At 54.9% G+C, this 14,627-nt stretch carries 14 protein-coding genes; 1 reads left to right on the forward strand and 13 read right to left on the reverse strand.

The genetic code is table 11. The features are described from left to right. Positions 1-401 precede the first annotated feature (401 nt). The 12 genes from AC2FH9_RS04535 to AC2FH9_RS04590 form a co-directional block, all read right to left on the reverse strand. Positions 402-1,823 carry an AMP-binding protein gene (locus AC2FH9_RS04535; protein WP_496870956.1) on the reverse strand — a complete coding sequence of 474 codons (1,422 nt, stop codon included), beginning with the start codon at positions 1,821-1,823 and terminating at the stop codon, positions 402-404. Further along, positions 1,816-2,661 (reverse strand): hypothetical protein, encoded by an 846-nt coding sequence (locus AC2FH9_RS04540; RefSeq protein WP_496692038.1) that lies wholly within the window; start codon positions 2,659-2,661, stop codon positions 1,816-1,818. Before AC2FH9_RS04540 ends, AC2FH9_RS04535 begins: the two co-directional genes overlap by 8 nt. Beyond that, positions 2,658-3,989 carry a hypothetical protein gene (locus tag AC2FH9_RS04545; RefSeq protein ID WP_496870957.1) on the reverse strand — a complete coding sequence of 444 codons (1,332 nt, stop codon included), beginning with the start codon at positions 3,987-3,989 and terminating at the stop codon, positions 2,658-2,660. Before AC2FH9_RS04545 ends, AC2FH9_RS04540 begins: the two co-directional genes overlap by 4 nt. Continuing rightward, positions 3,986-5,086: a BtaA family protein gene (locus AC2FH9_RS04550; RefSeq protein ID WP_496749332.1), complete on the reverse strand. Its 1,101-nt coding sequence runs from the start codon at positions 5,084-5,086 to the stop codon at positions 3,986-3,988. Before AC2FH9_RS04550 ends, AC2FH9_RS04545 begins: the two co-directional genes overlap by 4 nt. Further along, the gene (locus tag AC2FH9_RS04555; protein ID WP_496870958.1) at positions 5,076-7,535 is read right to left on the reverse strand and encodes a PEP/pyruvate-binding domain-containing protein; all 2,460 of its coding nucleotides are present in this window, start codon (positions 7,533-7,535) and stop codon (positions 5,076-5,078) included. The genes AC2FH9_RS04550 and AC2FH9_RS04555 overlap by 11 nt, the downstream gene beginning before the upstream one ends. Beyond that, positions 7,532-8,443, reverse strand: coding sequence for a UbiA family prenyltransferase (locus tag AC2FH9_RS04560; protein ID WP_496870959.1), 912 nt, complete (start codon positions 8,441-8,443; stop codon positions 7,532-7,534). Before AC2FH9_RS04560 ends, AC2FH9_RS04555 begins: the two co-directional genes overlap by 4 nt. Further along, entirely contained in the window at positions 8,440-9,678 is a 1,239-nt protein-coding gene (locus tag AC2FH9_RS04565) for a hydroxymethylglutaryl-CoA reductase (protein ID WP_496870960.1), read from the reverse strand. Before AC2FH9_RS04565 ends, AC2FH9_RS04560 begins: the two co-directional genes overlap by 4 nt. A 253-nt stretch (positions 9,679-9,931) precedes the next feature. Beyond that, positions 9,932-10,747: a formate/nitrite transporter family protein gene (locus AC2FH9_RS04570; protein WP_496749336.1), complete on the reverse strand. Its 816-nt coding sequence runs from the start codon at positions 10,745-10,747 to the stop codon at positions 9,932-9,934. A gap of 6 nt (positions 10,748-10,753) precedes the next feature. Next, a complete protein-coding gene (locus AC2FH9_RS04575; RefSeq protein ID WP_496870961.1) occupies positions 10,754-11,314 on the reverse strand; it encodes a hypothetical protein in 561 nt (186 codons plus the stop codon). Then, positions 11,311-11,910: an SCO family protein gene (locus AC2FH9_RS04580; RefSeq protein WP_496870962.1), complete on the reverse strand. Its 600-nt coding sequence runs from the start codon at positions 11,908-11,910 to the stop codon at positions 11,311-11,313. The genes AC2FH9_RS04575 and AC2FH9_RS04580 overlap by 4 nt, the downstream gene beginning before the upstream one ends. Next, positions 11,910-13,370: a cbb3-type cytochrome c oxidase subunit I gene (locus tag AC2FH9_RS04585; protein WP_496870963.1), complete on the reverse strand. Its 1,461-nt coding sequence runs from the start codon at positions 13,368-13,370 to the stop codon at positions 11,910-11,912. Before AC2FH9_RS04585 ends, AC2FH9_RS04580 begins: the two co-directional genes overlap by 1 nt. After that, positions 13,371-13,880 carry a cupredoxin domain-containing protein gene (locus tag AC2FH9_RS04590; protein WP_496702365.1) on the reverse strand — a complete coding sequence of 170 codons (510 nt, stop codon included), beginning with the start codon at positions 13,878-13,880 and terminating at the stop codon, positions 13,371-13,373. A 106-nt stretch (positions 13,881-13,986) separates the two neighbouring features. Here AC2FH9_RS04590 and AC2FH9_RS04595 point away from each other — a divergent pair, with 106 nt between their 5' ends. Further along, positions 13,987-14,451: an RrF2 family transcriptional regulator gene (locus AC2FH9_RS04595; protein ID WP_496870964.1), complete on the forward strand. Its 465-nt coding sequence runs from the start codon at positions 13,987-13,989 to the stop codon at positions 14,449-14,451. Positions 14,452-14,484: 33 nt separating this feature from the next. Here AC2FH9_RS04595 and AC2FH9_RS04600 read toward each other — a convergent pair whose 3' ends face one another. Next, positions 14,485-14,610 (reverse strand): hypothetical protein, encoded by a 126-nt coding sequence (locus tag AC2FH9_RS04600; RefSeq protein WP_496701351.1) that lies wholly within the window; start codon positions 14,608-14,610, stop codon positions 14,485-14,487. Between the last annotated feature and the right edge of the window lie 17 nt (positions 14,611-14,627).

A 14,627-nucleotide genomic window follows, 5' to 3' on the forward strand; every position in this document is an offset into this window, starting at 1 on the left:
ATGTTTTTTAAGCCATCAACAAAGCCACCCAAAGATCAAATTCGGCTGATGCCCTACATTGAGGCGCCTTCTGACGTCGAACGTTCATCACATTTCTAGCCCAACTGTGACGGTTGGTTCAGGTTCATTCAATTCTGACCGAAACATCAAGCATTTCTAACCCAGAACGAACAACAACCCCTCATCGACGCTGCGATAAATGTCTCAAATGAGCCCGACCTGTCCCTTGCGCTTTTTCACAGCCAACTTGCAGTGGGAGAAATAGTCATTCATGCGGCGAGCAGCTATGCTGGCACTGGTTTTTCATAAGCACCCGGACTTTCCTGCCTTTCGGTTGGAAGGCAAAAAGTGTGCTCGACCACGGTTTTCCGTTGGAGCTCTTAAGGTGAAAATTCTGTGATTTAATAACCCAATAATTGGGTGAGTTTTTTCCGATCAACTTTGGACCTGTGCCGTTTGTCCATAGGCATTTTTTTCACATGGGTCACATTGGCAACACCGAATTCCTGCGCCAGGCTATTCCAGTTTGAAAGCTGATCCGCGTCGCCTTCAATGCATAAAATCGGACGCCCATCGAAGCTCATGAGCGCGCTGTTCGTCACGCTCGGCCATTGCCGGGCAGCTACTTCGATTGCAAAAGGAAAGGTTTGACCAGCCGGGGTTGTCACATCGCTCCCCAGTCTGCCCCACAGCCACAAACGCCCCTGATCATCTAACCGACCCGCGTCGCCGGTTCGATGCCAAATCGTGGTGCCGTCTTTGATTTTGTTTTCCTTGGAGTATGCGAGATCAAGATAGCCATCATTTACATGATCGCCCGCCACCTGAACTTCATCGTCCTGAATTCGGAGTTTGATTTGCGAAACCGGATGCCCAACAAGAAGCCCCTTGCCCGCCGCCATTTCAAGTTGATCAACTTCGGTGATTTCCCGCGCATCAAGATGCGCAATCGGTTCAGCTTCGGTTGACCCATAGACACAGACCACGTCCAGACCGGAATTAGCGAGAAGCCTTTCAATCAGGTCAGGGAATACCGGACCGCCGCCGGTGAAGACTGTGTGCAGCCGGCCCGTATCTTTACGCTGTGCAAGTTTTTCGCACAACGACGGAGGGATCAAAAGACGGGTCACTTGCTGCTTCGATATCCAGCCCGCAAACTGTTCGGAGGATAGTCGATCCAGATTGCTCATTCTCCAATTCGGCAGAACTGTCGTGCGCCCAGCCGCAAGGTTGATCAGGGTGAACACCGGAAACGCTACCAGATCCCGTTCAACTGCATCACTGTCCAGAAGCGGCGCAATGGCATCATGTTGTGCCATCAGAAACGCGTGGCTGCGGGGGATGGCCTTGGCCTGACCTGTAGTGCCGGATGTAAAGGAAATGAGCGCCGTGTCACTGTCTTGAACGGGCGCGACGCTCAGGTCACCCCGGGCGGTGCCCGGTAGCAAAAGGCGCAGCCTCAAGAGTTCCGGCACAACAAACCTGAGCAACGCAAAATAACCCGACGCGCAAAAAGCCTTGGGCCGGGTCGTTCTCGCTGCATGACGCAGCCCCGCGAGTCCCATCGCGGGTTCAGGCAAAACCACCGTTGCGCCCAACGACCACAAGGCCGCAAGACTAGCGTAGAGATCAGCGTTGACCGGCATCGCCAGAAGAACGCGGTCGCCACGCCCAATCCCCTTACGTCTCCACTTTCTAGCTATTTGCTGCGCGCGTATCTGCACATCACGAAAGGTGACTTCGCGACCGCTGCCTTCAACAATGGCCGTCCGGTCCGGGTGTCTATCAACCGCTACGGCAAATTGATCCAACAAGTTAGTCATCCAGGCGCAGTCCTAACAGGTTGTACCGTCGAAATACGGTGGCCCCTTCAACAACACTGCGATCCGCGGATTGGTTGTCATCATGGATCAGCGCGTGGATAGCGGAATCAAAGCCTAGCTTCAGAGCAGACTTGTGGAAATGACTGGCCAAATGGCGACCCGCACCACGCTCAAGGCTTGCATAAGTTTTCAGGATCGCGGCTGTTGGGTTTGGGCCTTCAGCATAGTTCGGAATACCAAACAGAAAGCCCGCTAATGAGCTGTCGGGACGGCGGGCAAAAAAGATAAGCTCGCGCTTCAACATCGGAACGACAGGCATATACATTGCAAGAAAATCGCGCTCAGAAATAGGTTTATAGAAAGCGTTTCGGGAAAAAGCCTCGACAGATAGTTGATACACTTGCCGGAACAACTCCTCAGGGTTGGTTCCGTCCCAGGGTTCTACGTCGAACCCATCAACTGCAGCTAGAGACGAATTGGCCGTTTGCGCCAATGATACTCGCGCCGAGAAATACTTGCTGATGGCGGCAAATCCTGCCGCCCTAAACACATCGGGCTCATGTGATTTGTGCGTCGGCTCCATTAAAAAGGGTGCTGATCCATCACTGTCCGATACAAACCGATAACTGTGCCATGTATCACCGGACATAGGTCCAATAATCCGATCAACCCCAGCGTACCGGACCCGTCCAATAGCCGTTTGCAGTACCTCCAGACCGGCCTCTGGGGTCTCGCACGAGAAGTCGCCTATTGTTGCCGCTGGGGCACCATCCCAATCAGGGCCCTGCAGATAAACAGATAGTTTGGCGCCTTTGGTCTGAATGTTTTCTTTCGTCATGATACAACTCCGGCAACAATCCCGCCGTCAATAGACCCTGCTATGGACCAGATGTAATAGGCAAGCGGAGGTAACAGCGCCAAAAGCGTGAGCCTCGAAACGCGGTTCTTTTGGAGCAAATGCGGAAGCACCAAGGGCACAATCGCCATAAATGCGAGTGATACAAGTGAGAGCGCGGTCAAAGGCTCGGCCCAGTTTGATTGGTCAGAATTCAGGGAAACCGCCCAGGTACGGATTAGAAACAGAACAGCGGCAGCAAGCGGTATCGCAATAGGAATGGCACGCAGCGCCACAGCTGTGAGCCCCATGGCCAACCCCATTGCACTCATTCCAAAAAAGGATATTGCATCCCATCCCGTTGCATTTCCCGCTGCAAGCCAGCCGAACCCTATTAGCCCCAAGGCGGCTACGATGTCCAAATCGGGGAACTTACTGTCACAAGGAGAAGCAGTACGCGCCCAGCCGTGTGCCGCGAGAACCATGATCGGCAGTACTGTATTTTGCAGTTTCGCGGTCGCCAGCAGTAGAAAAACCGCAACAACATACACACGGGTCGTATGTTTGGTCAGGCCCAGCTTGGTTCCCACCACCCCAAAACTGGCAAGTGCGGCAAAGAACAAAATGGCCAGCAAAGCCAGCTCTGCCAAGGAGCTGTAGTAGTGAACTTTCAAAAAAATCAGCAAGCCAAGCGGCAGGAACAAGTTGTCAAACCCCCGCCAGCTTTGTGCCTCGACCAATGTGCCAAAGGCCGCAACCATAAGGCACAGCATCATGATGTTGGACGGTGGGAGTTTCGACGAAAACAAGAAGCAGATGATCGCAACCAATAGCGTTACGACAAAAAACACCACTGACCCTTCTAGGCTTTTTTCGCCATCTTCGACCACATAGCGTTTGGTCCCGTACGTGGTCCCGGCAAGCGCGGCTGCGGCATCAGCCAGTGTTAAAACGGCGATCGGAAGCACGTAATACAGGGTGTTTTCCCCGGCCAACAACAAGCAAAGCCCAACGGATAGCGCCAACAGGAAATCGCCGTATGACGTGCGCTCGACGCTGTGTAGGGTTGCGCCCAGACCTTGTGAGAACCGGGGCAGGCGCAAGATCAGCATGACGATCAGCGTTACCCCGATTAGCATGTATATTGGCCAGCGTTCCGGAAAAATCCACGGCAGAACCAGTGTAAAGAGTCCGGTTCCAACATGCATCAGTTTACGTTGCACTTCTGCGCTCAAGCCGACCTTTTGCGCCAGCCATCGGACAACTGCCATCAATCCCAACAGGGCCGCAACAGACGCCAAGGCCAGTAAAATCTGGGCCTGGATGCTCACGAAAGCACCTCTTCCACGACGAAATCCGAGTAGAAAAACGCCATGTCGCGTGACTTCAGTCGATCCTCAGTCGTGCGATGTGTTTCAACTTCGCTCCTGTATCGCGCAGGCACGCGGCGCGGTGCCATCATGTTCCAATACACGAGACGTGCCTTGGGCGCGGCAGCTGACAGGATCGAGCCATAGACTTGCTCAAATACATCGGGCGACATGTATTCGAAAATGTCAGACAGGTTGAACCCGTTGGCTTTTTCACCGGTCGAGACAAAAGCCTCTAATGATCCCGGACGGATATCGAGACGATCCAGGCGGGTGCGGATCGTATCAAAATGCTCGGGCCGCCATGCCATCGGCAACGCGTCTCCGTGCGTGCCTTTCAGAATCCAGTGCAAATAGGGGTTCTGTGACGGGTCGGTATCAACGCCCGCATGGCGAATGCGACGAGCCACATGCTGGGCCGGGCTGCCCTCGACGTGATCGAAAAACGCCTTATCGCGGCCCATGCGCCCCATCACAAAGCGGGAAAAGAACACATTCAACAACAGCCGCCATCTGAAGGTGTCAAAGCGCGTATCGAAAAAAACCTCGCGCGCCTCAGGTGACCGGGGCGTAAAAACGTCATCAATCGTACGTCGGGAATGCACAAACGGCAAAAGCCGGGTACGGAAGATGCGAAAATACCGCTCGAACTTGCCAACCCCGCCTGCCCCGTATCTTTCAACGTCAGGGACAAAACCACTCCAGAAGGTTCGGGTTTCAGGGTCGGTATCCTGCAAAGCTCGCGCCAGCAGGGCTGCTCTCCTCTTGCTGGGCTGCGATCCCGTCAGCTCCAGAAACTCGGGATGTGTCAGGGTCTGGAAAGCGCCAATTCGTAGCTTTAGGCAGGCGATTTGTGCTGGCGACAAATCGACAACCACAACTTTCGCTGGATCGAGTGTCAACATAGCCAGCGCATTATCCCCGGCCGAGCAGATGGATACCAGCGTTCCTCCCGCACAATCGCCCAGCGCGTCGGTCAAAACGTCTGCATCTTCCCACAGCTGTGCATAGCGGATGTGATCAAAATCAGCCTTGCCTTCGATTTCACTATGCCCCATCGCACCGTTCCACCTTGCCACTTGCCCCGTCGACCGACAGGGTTTCGCCATCCTTGATCCAATGAGTGGCCCCTTTCAGACCGACCACACATGGGATTCCCAACTCTCGCGCCACTATTGCGGAATGCGACAAAAGTGACCCCCGTTCCACAACAATGGCCGAGGCGTTCGAAAATACTGCGATCCAGCCCGGATCGGTGTGACGCGCCACGAGGATGTCACCAGGTTGCAGCGCCTCAGTCCGCGGGTCACGGATCACACGGGCCTTTGCAATAACTTGTCCAGCTGAACAGCCGGTACCGGATTTAATCCGCTCCGGATCGCTGTCTACCTCTTCTATTTCCGCCCAAATCGGAGCAATGGCGGGACCTCGAATTTCTATACGTTCTGGCGGATCCGGACGCTGGGACGCAGCGGATTCTTCGCGCTGACGCTGCGCGACTATGGTTTTCAGATCAGGCGATAGGCTGAACCCTTCGACGGCTCCCAAGACTTCATACGTCGTCAGATGAAATACGTCGCGGGGTTCTGCAAGCAGCCCCCTTGCCGAAAACTCTCGACCAATTCCCAGAAAAACACGTCTGGCATGGCCAAAGATACGTGTGCGTTCAAAGCGCAGGTTTTCACGGTCACGTACGCGGCCCTTGGCCCAGCCTACGAACCATTTGGATAGGTAGCGTTTCAGCGGATTGCCGGGAAACAGGGTTTTCCAATCCGGCTCGGTGCCGATGTGTCGCTTACCCTCGGGACGGGCGGCACTGGCTGCGACGGCCATCAACAGGCTGGTGGGATCATCGCGCAGCGGAATGCTCTCCAGCTTCAACTCCTCAGTGCATCGATCCCCGAATTTATCGAGATATGACCGAACCTCGGCTTCAATCTCAGGGTAAGGAGCAAGGGTTTCCAACCGGCATTTCGCGCCTAGCTGATCAGCAATCCCGGCCTCGCGGACCAAACGAGCCATGCGGGCAATACGCTGCGCCGGTTCAGCCGAGGTTATTTCACCCTGACCAATCATGACATCGTTATGCAACAACAGCCCGTCTTCACCCAACCACCTGTGCAGCAAGTTGCGCGATGCACCAAACGCAACCATGCAAAGGAAATCATTGATAAGCGGCGCATCCCAGCGATCCAGTAGGGTGCTTTCGATCTGACGATACTCGGCGGCCAGTTCGGTCGCATTCGCAGCTTCTATGTCCAGACCACGGTCCAGAACATCGTTCAGCCTGACATAGAATTTACACCGCGTACGCGGCAAACGCACGGCCTGCCAGATCAGACTGCCCGCTACCGTCGCTAGTTTGGCGTATTCCAGTATCTTGCGCACACCTCTGGCAGGAGCAGGTCCAATGCTATCTGTGATCTCGCGGGGCATGGGTTCGGACACACCCATCATCGTTTCCATGTAATCGCGATTCAGCGAGAACCCCGGCAGCAACGCCAGCGCCCGATACCAGTTGACCAGATTGTAGTAGACACGCCCATCAATACGCCCAAGAAAATTGTCGAATATGGCTGAGTTCTGCGCGACAGTTTTATTCGAAACGCCCAGAAGCCGCACAAAAGCGCGATAAACCCGTGAGTAGACGTGCAGGGCAAAAGAATAGGTCAGTGGACTGACCATGCCCGGATAGCTTTCGACGATGTTCGAATTGTCAAAAATGGTAAGTACATCATCCGGCACCGCCACTGGTCGCAGCTCGGTCGTAATCGGCCGAGCCTGAAGAATGTGCAGCCCATCCGCATCGAACGCCCACTCGATGTCTTGGGGGACGCCAAAAGCCTCTTCCGCTTTGCGCGCCAGCATCGCAACCTGCAGCACCTGTTCCGGTGTCAAAACCTGAGGCGTGGTTTGCGCGCACTCGGGCTGTTTGGCTTGATCAATAATCCAATCCTCACCATCAACCTCACCTGCTACCAGCGCATCGCCTAAACCTTTGATGGCAGACACGACAACGGTGTTTCGCTGCCCGGTCACTGGATCGGCCGAAAAAGCAACACCCGCGGTCGTCGCATCAATCATGCGCTGTACGATTATCGCGGGCGCTTCTGCCTCGCCACCGGATTTGACCGAGCGATAAGTGGCGATTGTATCCGCAAACCCCGATTGCCAAACCTGTTTTGCCGCCTGTATGACCTTGCTACCGGTGACATTCAAAACCGTATCAAACTGACCTGCATGGCTGTGTTCGACACCATCTTCGGCCCGACCGGAACTACGCACTGCATAATACCCCGGACCCAACGCATCCAATGCAGCGCCAAGCGCCTTACTCAACCCACGTGCTGCGACAGGCCCTGTCTTACCTGCACGGAATGCGGCATCGGTGATAACAAAAAACGCAGGTGGATTGAATCCGCGACGAGCGAGGTTTGATAGCGCAGCGGCTTTTCCTCCGACCACTGTTGGGTCAGTCGCATCGGATTGATTGATGATAAGGGTCATCTAAAGCCTCCAATCAGGAACGGCAGAAAGCCCGCAGTGGCATAGCAGAAAAACACCCATAGTCCCGCGATTGCGTCCATCTTGTCCTGTGCCTTGGGTGTTGGAGCCTTCACATAGCTGCGTGCCGCAAGACCACAAGGCACGAAAGCAGCGGCCCCGACCAATACGGTTAACCAACCAGCTCCAGACGCAAACCCCGTGCCAACCAGAAACACGAATGACAGCACAACGCAGCACAGCCAAATGATAGCGGCGCGGCGATACCCCCAAAGACCGGAATAGGTGTCCACCCCGTCAATTTCGTTTTCGGGCGACCATAGCTTGCGACCGATCTCAAGAACGCAGCCATTCACGAAAGACAACGCTAGAAATAACCACAGCTTTGATGCGGCCCCTCCGACCGGAAGCCATTCGATGCTGGTCAGCAGCAAGTCGATCAGCGGCATGATCGCCATATGACTGACGAGATATAGAACTGGGCGCGCCTTTAACCAGGTTGGCACCCCGAACTCGGCCGTCATTGCCGCCAGCCATACCCAAACCAAAAAAAGGCACCACAGAACCGGGAGGTACCAAAACCATGCAGCGGCGGCGGCCATGGGTAGGGTCAGCAAGCCAAGGACAAGCACCTCAGCCGGGGACACCAGCCCTCGGGGTATCGGTCGCTCGGGCCGGTAGCGGCGGTCGTCCTCGGCATCCTTGAATTCGTCGCAAACGCGCATCTGGAAAAACAGCGCCATCGCCAGTACGAACCCCACCACAAAGGCAGACCACTCGGGCAATGGTCGATCACCAAGCCGGGCCGATACGCAGATACTTGCTGCTGAAAACACCAGCAAAAGCGGAACAGTTTTCTTCAGTGGGAAGCGTTCGGATTGATATATCCACAGTCGAGCCAGCAAAGTCATCTTTGGCGGGCCAAACTTTCATGGGCTCGCGTGAAATGCCCCGCAGCGATTGCAGCGACAATCGATATTTCTCCGCACAGGCATATGGCGGCAGCCACTTCGGCCAGCGCCGTGCCGTGGCCGGCGCCTTTCAATCCCAGAATGTTCAGTGCCGCAGTCTGGCTGGGCAAACCGGTACCACCGCCCACGGAGCCGACAAGGATGTTCGGGAGCGTCACCGAGCAGAAAAGATCATCCCCTCTGGGCTCCATCCGCGTCACCCCCATCGCGCTTTCGGCGACACAGGCCGCGTCCTGCCCAGTTGCTATGTAAAAGGCCGCAAGCCCATTGGCATAATGGGCCTGAGCTCCAAGCTGACCCGACAGATGTGACCCAAGATTGGCGACCCGACCATAAGCCAGCATGGCATCCACGGTGGTGCCAAGCGTCTTTTCCACGATGTCCGCAGGCAAGGTTACCGACGCGCTAACCTTTCGGCCACGACCCGTTACCAATCCAAGCGCCGAGGCTTTTTTGTCGCCTGAAAAATTTCCCTCAATATACCAGTTCTCAATTGGAACTGGACAGTCTTTGGTGATGGTGCAACACAGCGCATCCGTTGCAATGGTTACCATGTTCTGACCGGCCGCATCACCTGTGGTGTAGCGGCAAATCAGAAAGACGATGTTTGTGTCTATGAAAGGCTCCAGCGAGACAAGTTTTCCATGCCCGGTTGTGGCATCAGCCGCCGCCTGGAGTTCATCGACATTGCTGACCACCCAATCCACGAACTGACCGGCCTGCAAAAGGCTTTCGAACACAAAGGCCGGCGTGCGCAAAACACCTTCATACAATACAGCCGTGCTGACCCCACCAGACCGACCAGCTGCAAAGGCCCCCCGCGCATAAGAGGCAACAAGCGCGGCCTCAGTCGTCGCCAGAGGCACATAAAAATCCCCGTTGGCGTTCATACCGTTCAAGCGCAAAGGCCCGACGATGCCAACTGGCACTTTCACAGTTCCAATGAAGTTTTCAATATTGGCGCTGTAGGTTTCAGATGCCTCGACTGTTGCAGGATCCGCAATCAATGCCTGATCTGCGCCGCTTGCCTTGGGCTTTAGATGATCCCAGAACCGCGCAACTGTCTTACGGTCAGCCTTGCGAGAGGGGCGTATAGGCGAAAACACTTCGTCACTTGGGGCCATCTGCTGTGGCGTGCGTTCAACATCATATCGCATTTTGATGCGCCGCAGCATCTCCCGCACATGAAATGGAATGATCAAATGGCAGCTCCAATAAACGCTGTGCAAACGGCTGCAGATTGAATTCTGCGCCGGCTGCACCCTAACAAGAAAGTATGCGATTTCCAGCGAATACATCCAGTTGGAGATTGTGAGTGATCCTACCTTTTTGAGTTGCTCGGCCCCAGACACAGGCCCGGCATTTGCTTATCGGTCTTTGGAGACGAGGATATTGGCAAGTTGTATCACGCTCATGATCACGCCCCCACTAGACAGGATGTCTGGTTGACGCGGGCGTCGCGACACCCTTGACCGTGGGTTTCGACGCCGCTCGCCAATAGCCGTAGCCCATGATCCCGGCACCGGCGAGTGCGTTGCCCAAGGTGACATACATCAAATTGTGGGCGGCTCCGGCCAGGGTGATGCTGTCGGGATGATCTGAGAGTAGCGCCAGTGAAAACACAGTCATGTTCGCAACACTGTGTTCAAACCCGGCGGCGATAAATGCATACAGGCACCAGAAGATGACGATGCATTTGGTAACATCGTCTTTTGCGCGCGCCGAACACCACAAGGCGAGACAAACCAGCCAATTGCACAGGATCGCTTTGGCGAACAGCTCCAACTCGGTGCCGTGCATCTTCTTGGTGGCCACCTTGTAAAGCAAAGCGTCTTCTCCTGCTCCCAGGATAAGTCCGCCACCGCCTACGACGAACAGCAACGTCAACAATATGGCCCCGATCAGATTTCCTGCCCAACTGACAAACCAACAGCGCAGCACATCCGACCACGCAATACTTTTGGCAAGCAATCCGTGCGTCATGTACATGGTGTGACCGGTGAACAGCTCGGCCCCTGCAAAGACCACAAGGGTCAAGGCGATACCGAAGCTAGCCCCCATGACGATGGGACGGATGGATGGATCCGCGCCCTGCCCCACGGAAAAGATCAGCAGGATGCCCGCCCCAACAAACGCACCTGCCTTTACAGCGAGGATCAGAAAGGCGATTGGATCTGCTCGCAGGTTGACGCTTTTCTTTTGCGCCAGTTCTGCAAACCCAATGACTGTGTCAGCATAGGTCATTTCGTATTACACTCCACAGCTTGCGCAGCTGGTCGCATTCGACCTTTGGCCGTTTGGAATTCCAAACAGGATCGGGATAGCCCAGAGACAGGCCAAGCCAGCAGCGAGGTAGAGAAAGGCCATGCCCAGATCCTTCTGAGCCGAGACCAGGTAGGAGTTGCAGATCCTGACAGGTGCATGCGTGTACAGAAATCCCAACACGCCCAGCATCGACAGCGCGTTCGCCTTCAAAAACCCCCTCAGGACCGGACCCAGCCAGGGCCAGGACACCCTTAGAGGAACGCCCAACAACAGTGGCAAGCTTAGGTATTTGGCAATTTCGCCCGTCGATGTCAGCGCCCAATCGACATTTCGCGGAAGCATCCAGAACAGAAAGACGGTTAAGGCGACAAGGAGCAATGGAACCGCCCATTCACGCCGGACTTGCCTGTTCCAAACGATCAAGACCCCGGCAAGAACCAGCAATGGCATCTGAACCAAGACATGCTGGATCGGGCTTTCAATGACCGCATAACGAAGTGCGACAGCTTCGGCAGCCGCGAGTAATGCAAGGCCAAGAAACTTCATGAGCTGTGCTCCTCCAAATGGGTCAGAACAGCGTCAATCGCATCAGTGTCAAAGACCGCCGAAAAGCGGCCGTCTCTGTCAATCACATGGATTGCGGCATTGTGCTGAAACCCACCCCATTCATCCGGGATGACGGTCACGTCAAACAGCTTCAACAATGCCGGTAAATCTTCTGACCTCGGCCGCGCGACGGTCCACATTTTGCCGTCCGCTTCATGAACCTCTCCGTAAGTCGCCATTTGCTCTGGTGTATCCCGCTCAGGATCGAAGCTGACCGAGATCATCCGGACGGGCACTTCACGCAGCTCCAGTTGATCCCGGATCTCGGCAAAATCCGCTGCAGAAATCTGACAGATGTCGCCACAGACAGTGTAGATGAACTCGACCAGAACCACCTCTTGCCCTTGCGGTGACAGAGGCAGCAACTGACCTGACATATCTTCCAGTTGTAGGGCTGGAACTGGACGTGGAGCGCGTTCCACATCCAGTCTCCGCGCGGCTTCGCTAGTGAATGCCTGCACTCCGTCAGTGGCATGCCAGAGTGTTCCCAAGCCTATGCTTGCGACAAGAACCGAGGGAAGAGCGTCGGCCATCATCAGCCGTTGCTCCGCCCAAGACGCAGCACAAAGCGCAGAACAAAGAGCAACGTTCCCAACACAACAAGCACGCTGAACAAAGTGCCAATACGGTCATGGGTCAGCCATTCTTCGTAGTGCACCGCCCAACGGCGGGGAATCGAAGCCGCGCCAGAGAACAGAAACACTGTCACAAACCCAGCAGCACCCGCGAGGTAGGTCACAAAGGTGGCACGGTCCAGCCCGCTCATCTGGGCGATGGTTTTGCCACGGACCAACCAGGCCATGAAACCAAAAGCCATCGCCACTTCACCCAGCAATAGATAGGTGTGGAAATGCCCGGGGACCCACATAGTGTTGTGCATCACCTTGTTCACGCTGATCATTCCATCGATCGACGCGGGGATTGAGCCAACCGCCCAGCCTGCCACGGACAGAACCAGCAGCGAAGACGTCAGATCCCAGGTCATTTTTGAGCCGCGCACGTAGAGGAATGTGGAAAACGCCGTGACCGCGATAAGGGGAATGCCGCTGAAGTACGAAACCAGTTGCCCGATCACCAGCATCCAGGGTGGCATGACAACATCTTGCAGCAGATGGTGCCAGTAAACAGCCATCACGAATATCAGTACGGCATTCCAGGCTATCGCAAACAGTCGGTTCGATTTCCAAGGCTTGCCGGTGTATTCCGGCAGGATTTCATAAACCGCAGTCACTGCCATATAGATCGAGGCATTGATGAAAACGTGGCCAAAGAAATAGATCAGGTTCTTGGCCAGCAGCGCATTAACTTCAAATCCCGGTACCAGCAGATGGACAAGGCTTGCCACCAAAACCGCTGCGCCCAGGATGATCCCGATCGAATTGAATACGGTCACTGCAGCTGCTGCGACGATGGTTGGCGGTGGAGGGTTCTTGTCCTCACGCCCAAGGATCAGGTTCCAGCCCAAGGCCCGTACAAGGCTACCATAGCGGGCATGAATCTGGCGACCGAGCTCCAGATAGTACAACAAAAATCCTACGCCGATCGAAATATATCCAAGCATAAACGCAGCCGCTGCACCTGCCTCCCACGCTCCGCCGGACATTGCCGGTAACGGATACAGGAATGTCCATGCGCCGCCATATCCGCCGATGAAGATCGAGCCCAAGATCAAGGCCACGCCCAACAAAAACAGGGCAAGGAATGCCCAAAAAATTCTTGGCGTCAGAACTATGTGACGTCCGCAAAAATACCACATGATCGCGGCGCCAGACAGCGCCGCTGTACCGACCATTCCGGCACCATGGGCCGTCAGGAGCTGATAGAACAATGCAGGATCCACTTCGATCCATTGACCCTGCGCGGCGCGCATGATCAGGCCAAAGACCATCATCAAGGCAAAAACCACGCCTGAAAGGATCATCGTGAGCTTGACCGCTCCGGTTTGAGGTTCAGCGGCGATTGATTTCCCCGCAAAAGGTTCAGATGCAGTGCTCATTCAGTCCTCCACCGCGACGACTTCGAATTCGTTGACCATGTCCTGATGCGCCACTCCGCAGAACTCCATGCACAGGATTTGGTAGGAGCCCGGATCATCGAACGTATACGTGACTTCGGTTGTGTAGCCCGGGATCACCTGGACCTGCGTCAGAAGGCGAAGGTCTGAAGTGTAAATGCCCAATCCGTGGGTAACGTCTTCGGTCGTGGCGCTAAAATTTATGGGTATTCCAGCGGGGATCTCGACTGTGTCGATATCCCACCACCACTGCCCGCTGGTGATAGAGACGGTCAAGGCGTCGTCTGTGCTGGCTACGGCATGCGGCCACGGTCGCAATGTGCCAACCGCAACAATTACGCCGACAATCGTCATTGCCCAGATCAAGCCCGAACGTTTCGAGTTGGCCTTGGGTCCGGGTTCCGACCCATCAGAAGCCCGCACGGCCAACCAGAAGACAAGTGACAGCACTGCCATCAGGATCAGCGAGATCAATAACACAACGGGCTGCATGAGTCATCTCCTATATTAGGTATTCTAAATACCCAATATAAAGGTAAGAAAAAGATGTCAATAAAATAGGCATTTTCAAAGCCTATTATTTATGGGAAGAATAACCATGCAAATTACCAAGTTCTCCGACTATGCCCTGCGCATCCTGATCCATCTTGCCACCCACGAAGAAGGGTTGATGTCGACGCGTGAGATCGCGGCTATGCAAAACTTGCCCTTTAATCACCTAGCCAAGATCTCTCAGTGGCTTACACACGAGGGCTATGTGGAATCTGTGCGTGGACGAAACGGGGGTATGCGTATGGCCCTACCTCCCAATGCGATATCGATTGGCGGCCTACTACGAAAATCCGAACGCGGCACACCTTTGGTGGAATGCATGAAGGAAGACGGCGGCTGTTGTGTAATGACGCCCGCTTGTGGATTGTTGCCAATTCTGAACGAAGCTCAGGAGGCGTTTTTTGCTGCCTTGGACACCAAGACTTTACAGGACGTATTGGAAGGAAACCGTGGCATGAAAAACCTGATCCGAGCGTTGGAAGTCAGTCATGCGCTGGCATCAAGCGATTAATACGCAAACTGTAGTCCTATAATAATTTGATTGTTACTTGGCCGCGCCAGGCACAGCCTTTACAATCGCCTGCCCTTCCCATGCCTCGAAAGCCATGGACAGGTGCCATGCCTTGAACCCGATGTAGCCGACCAGAAGGACCAGTATCATCAGATACATTGCCCTTCGGAATCGTG

It is taken from the genome of Ruegeria sp. CDSC081 (assembly GCF_059610485.1).

What these genes read in the sequence shown, in the direction of transcription:
- AC2FH9_RS04585 (WP_496870963.1), bottom strand. Translation starts at nt 13,370, where the DNA reads ATGAGCACTGCATCTGAACCTTTTGCGGGGAAATCAATCGCCGCTGAA.
- AC2FH9_RS04560 (WP_496870959.1), bottom strand. Translation starts at nt 8,443, where the DNA reads ATGACTTTGCTGGCTCGACTGTGGATATATCAATCCGAACGCTTCCCA.
- AC2FH9_RS04595 (WP_496870964.1), top strand. Translation starts at nt 13,987, where the DNA reads ATGCAAATTACCAAGTTCTCCGACTATGCCCTGCGCATCCTGATCCAT.
- AC2FH9_RS04565 (WP_496870960.1), bottom strand. Translation starts at nt 9,678, where the DNA reads ATGCTGCGGCGCATCAAAATGCGATATGATGTTGAACGCACGCCACAG.
- AC2FH9_RS04555 (WP_496870958.1), bottom strand. Translation starts at nt 7,535, where the DNA reads ATGACCCTTATCATCAATCAATCCGATGCGACTGACCCAACAGTGGTC.
- AC2FH9_RS04580 (WP_496870962.1), bottom strand. Translation starts at nt 11,910, where the DNA reads ATGATGGCCGACGCTCTTCCCTCGGTTCTTGTCGCAAGCATAGGCTTG.
- AC2FH9_RS04600 (WP_496701351.1), bottom strand. Translation starts at nt 14,610, where the DNA reads ATGTATCTGATGATACTGGTCCTTCTGGTCGGCTACATCGGGTTCAAG.
- AC2FH9_RS04540 (WP_496692038.1), bottom strand. Translation starts at nt 2,661, where the DNA reads ATGACGAAAGAAAACATTCAGACCAAAGGCGCCAAACTATCTGTTTAT.
- AC2FH9_RS04535 (WP_496870956.1), bottom strand. Translation starts at nt 1,823, where the DNA reads ATGACTAACTTGTTGGATCAATTTGCCGTAGCGGTTGATAGACACCCG.
- AC2FH9_RS04575 (WP_496870961.1), bottom strand. Translation starts at nt 11,314, where the DNA reads ATGAAGTTTCTTGGCCTTGCATTACTCGCGGCTGCCGAAGCTGTCGCA.
- AC2FH9_RS04570 (WP_496749336.1), bottom strand. Translation starts at nt 10,747, where the DNA reads ATGACCTATGCTGACACAGTCATTGGGTTTGCAGAACTGGCGCAAAAG.
- AC2FH9_RS04590 (WP_496702365.1), bottom strand. Translation starts at nt 13,880, where the DNA reads ATGCAGCCCGTTGTGTTATTGATCTCGCTGATCCTGATGGCAGTGCTG.
- AC2FH9_RS04550 (WP_496749332.1), bottom strand. Translation starts at nt 5,086, where the DNA reads ATGGGGCATAGTGAAATCGAAGGCAAGGCTGATTTTGATCACATCCGC.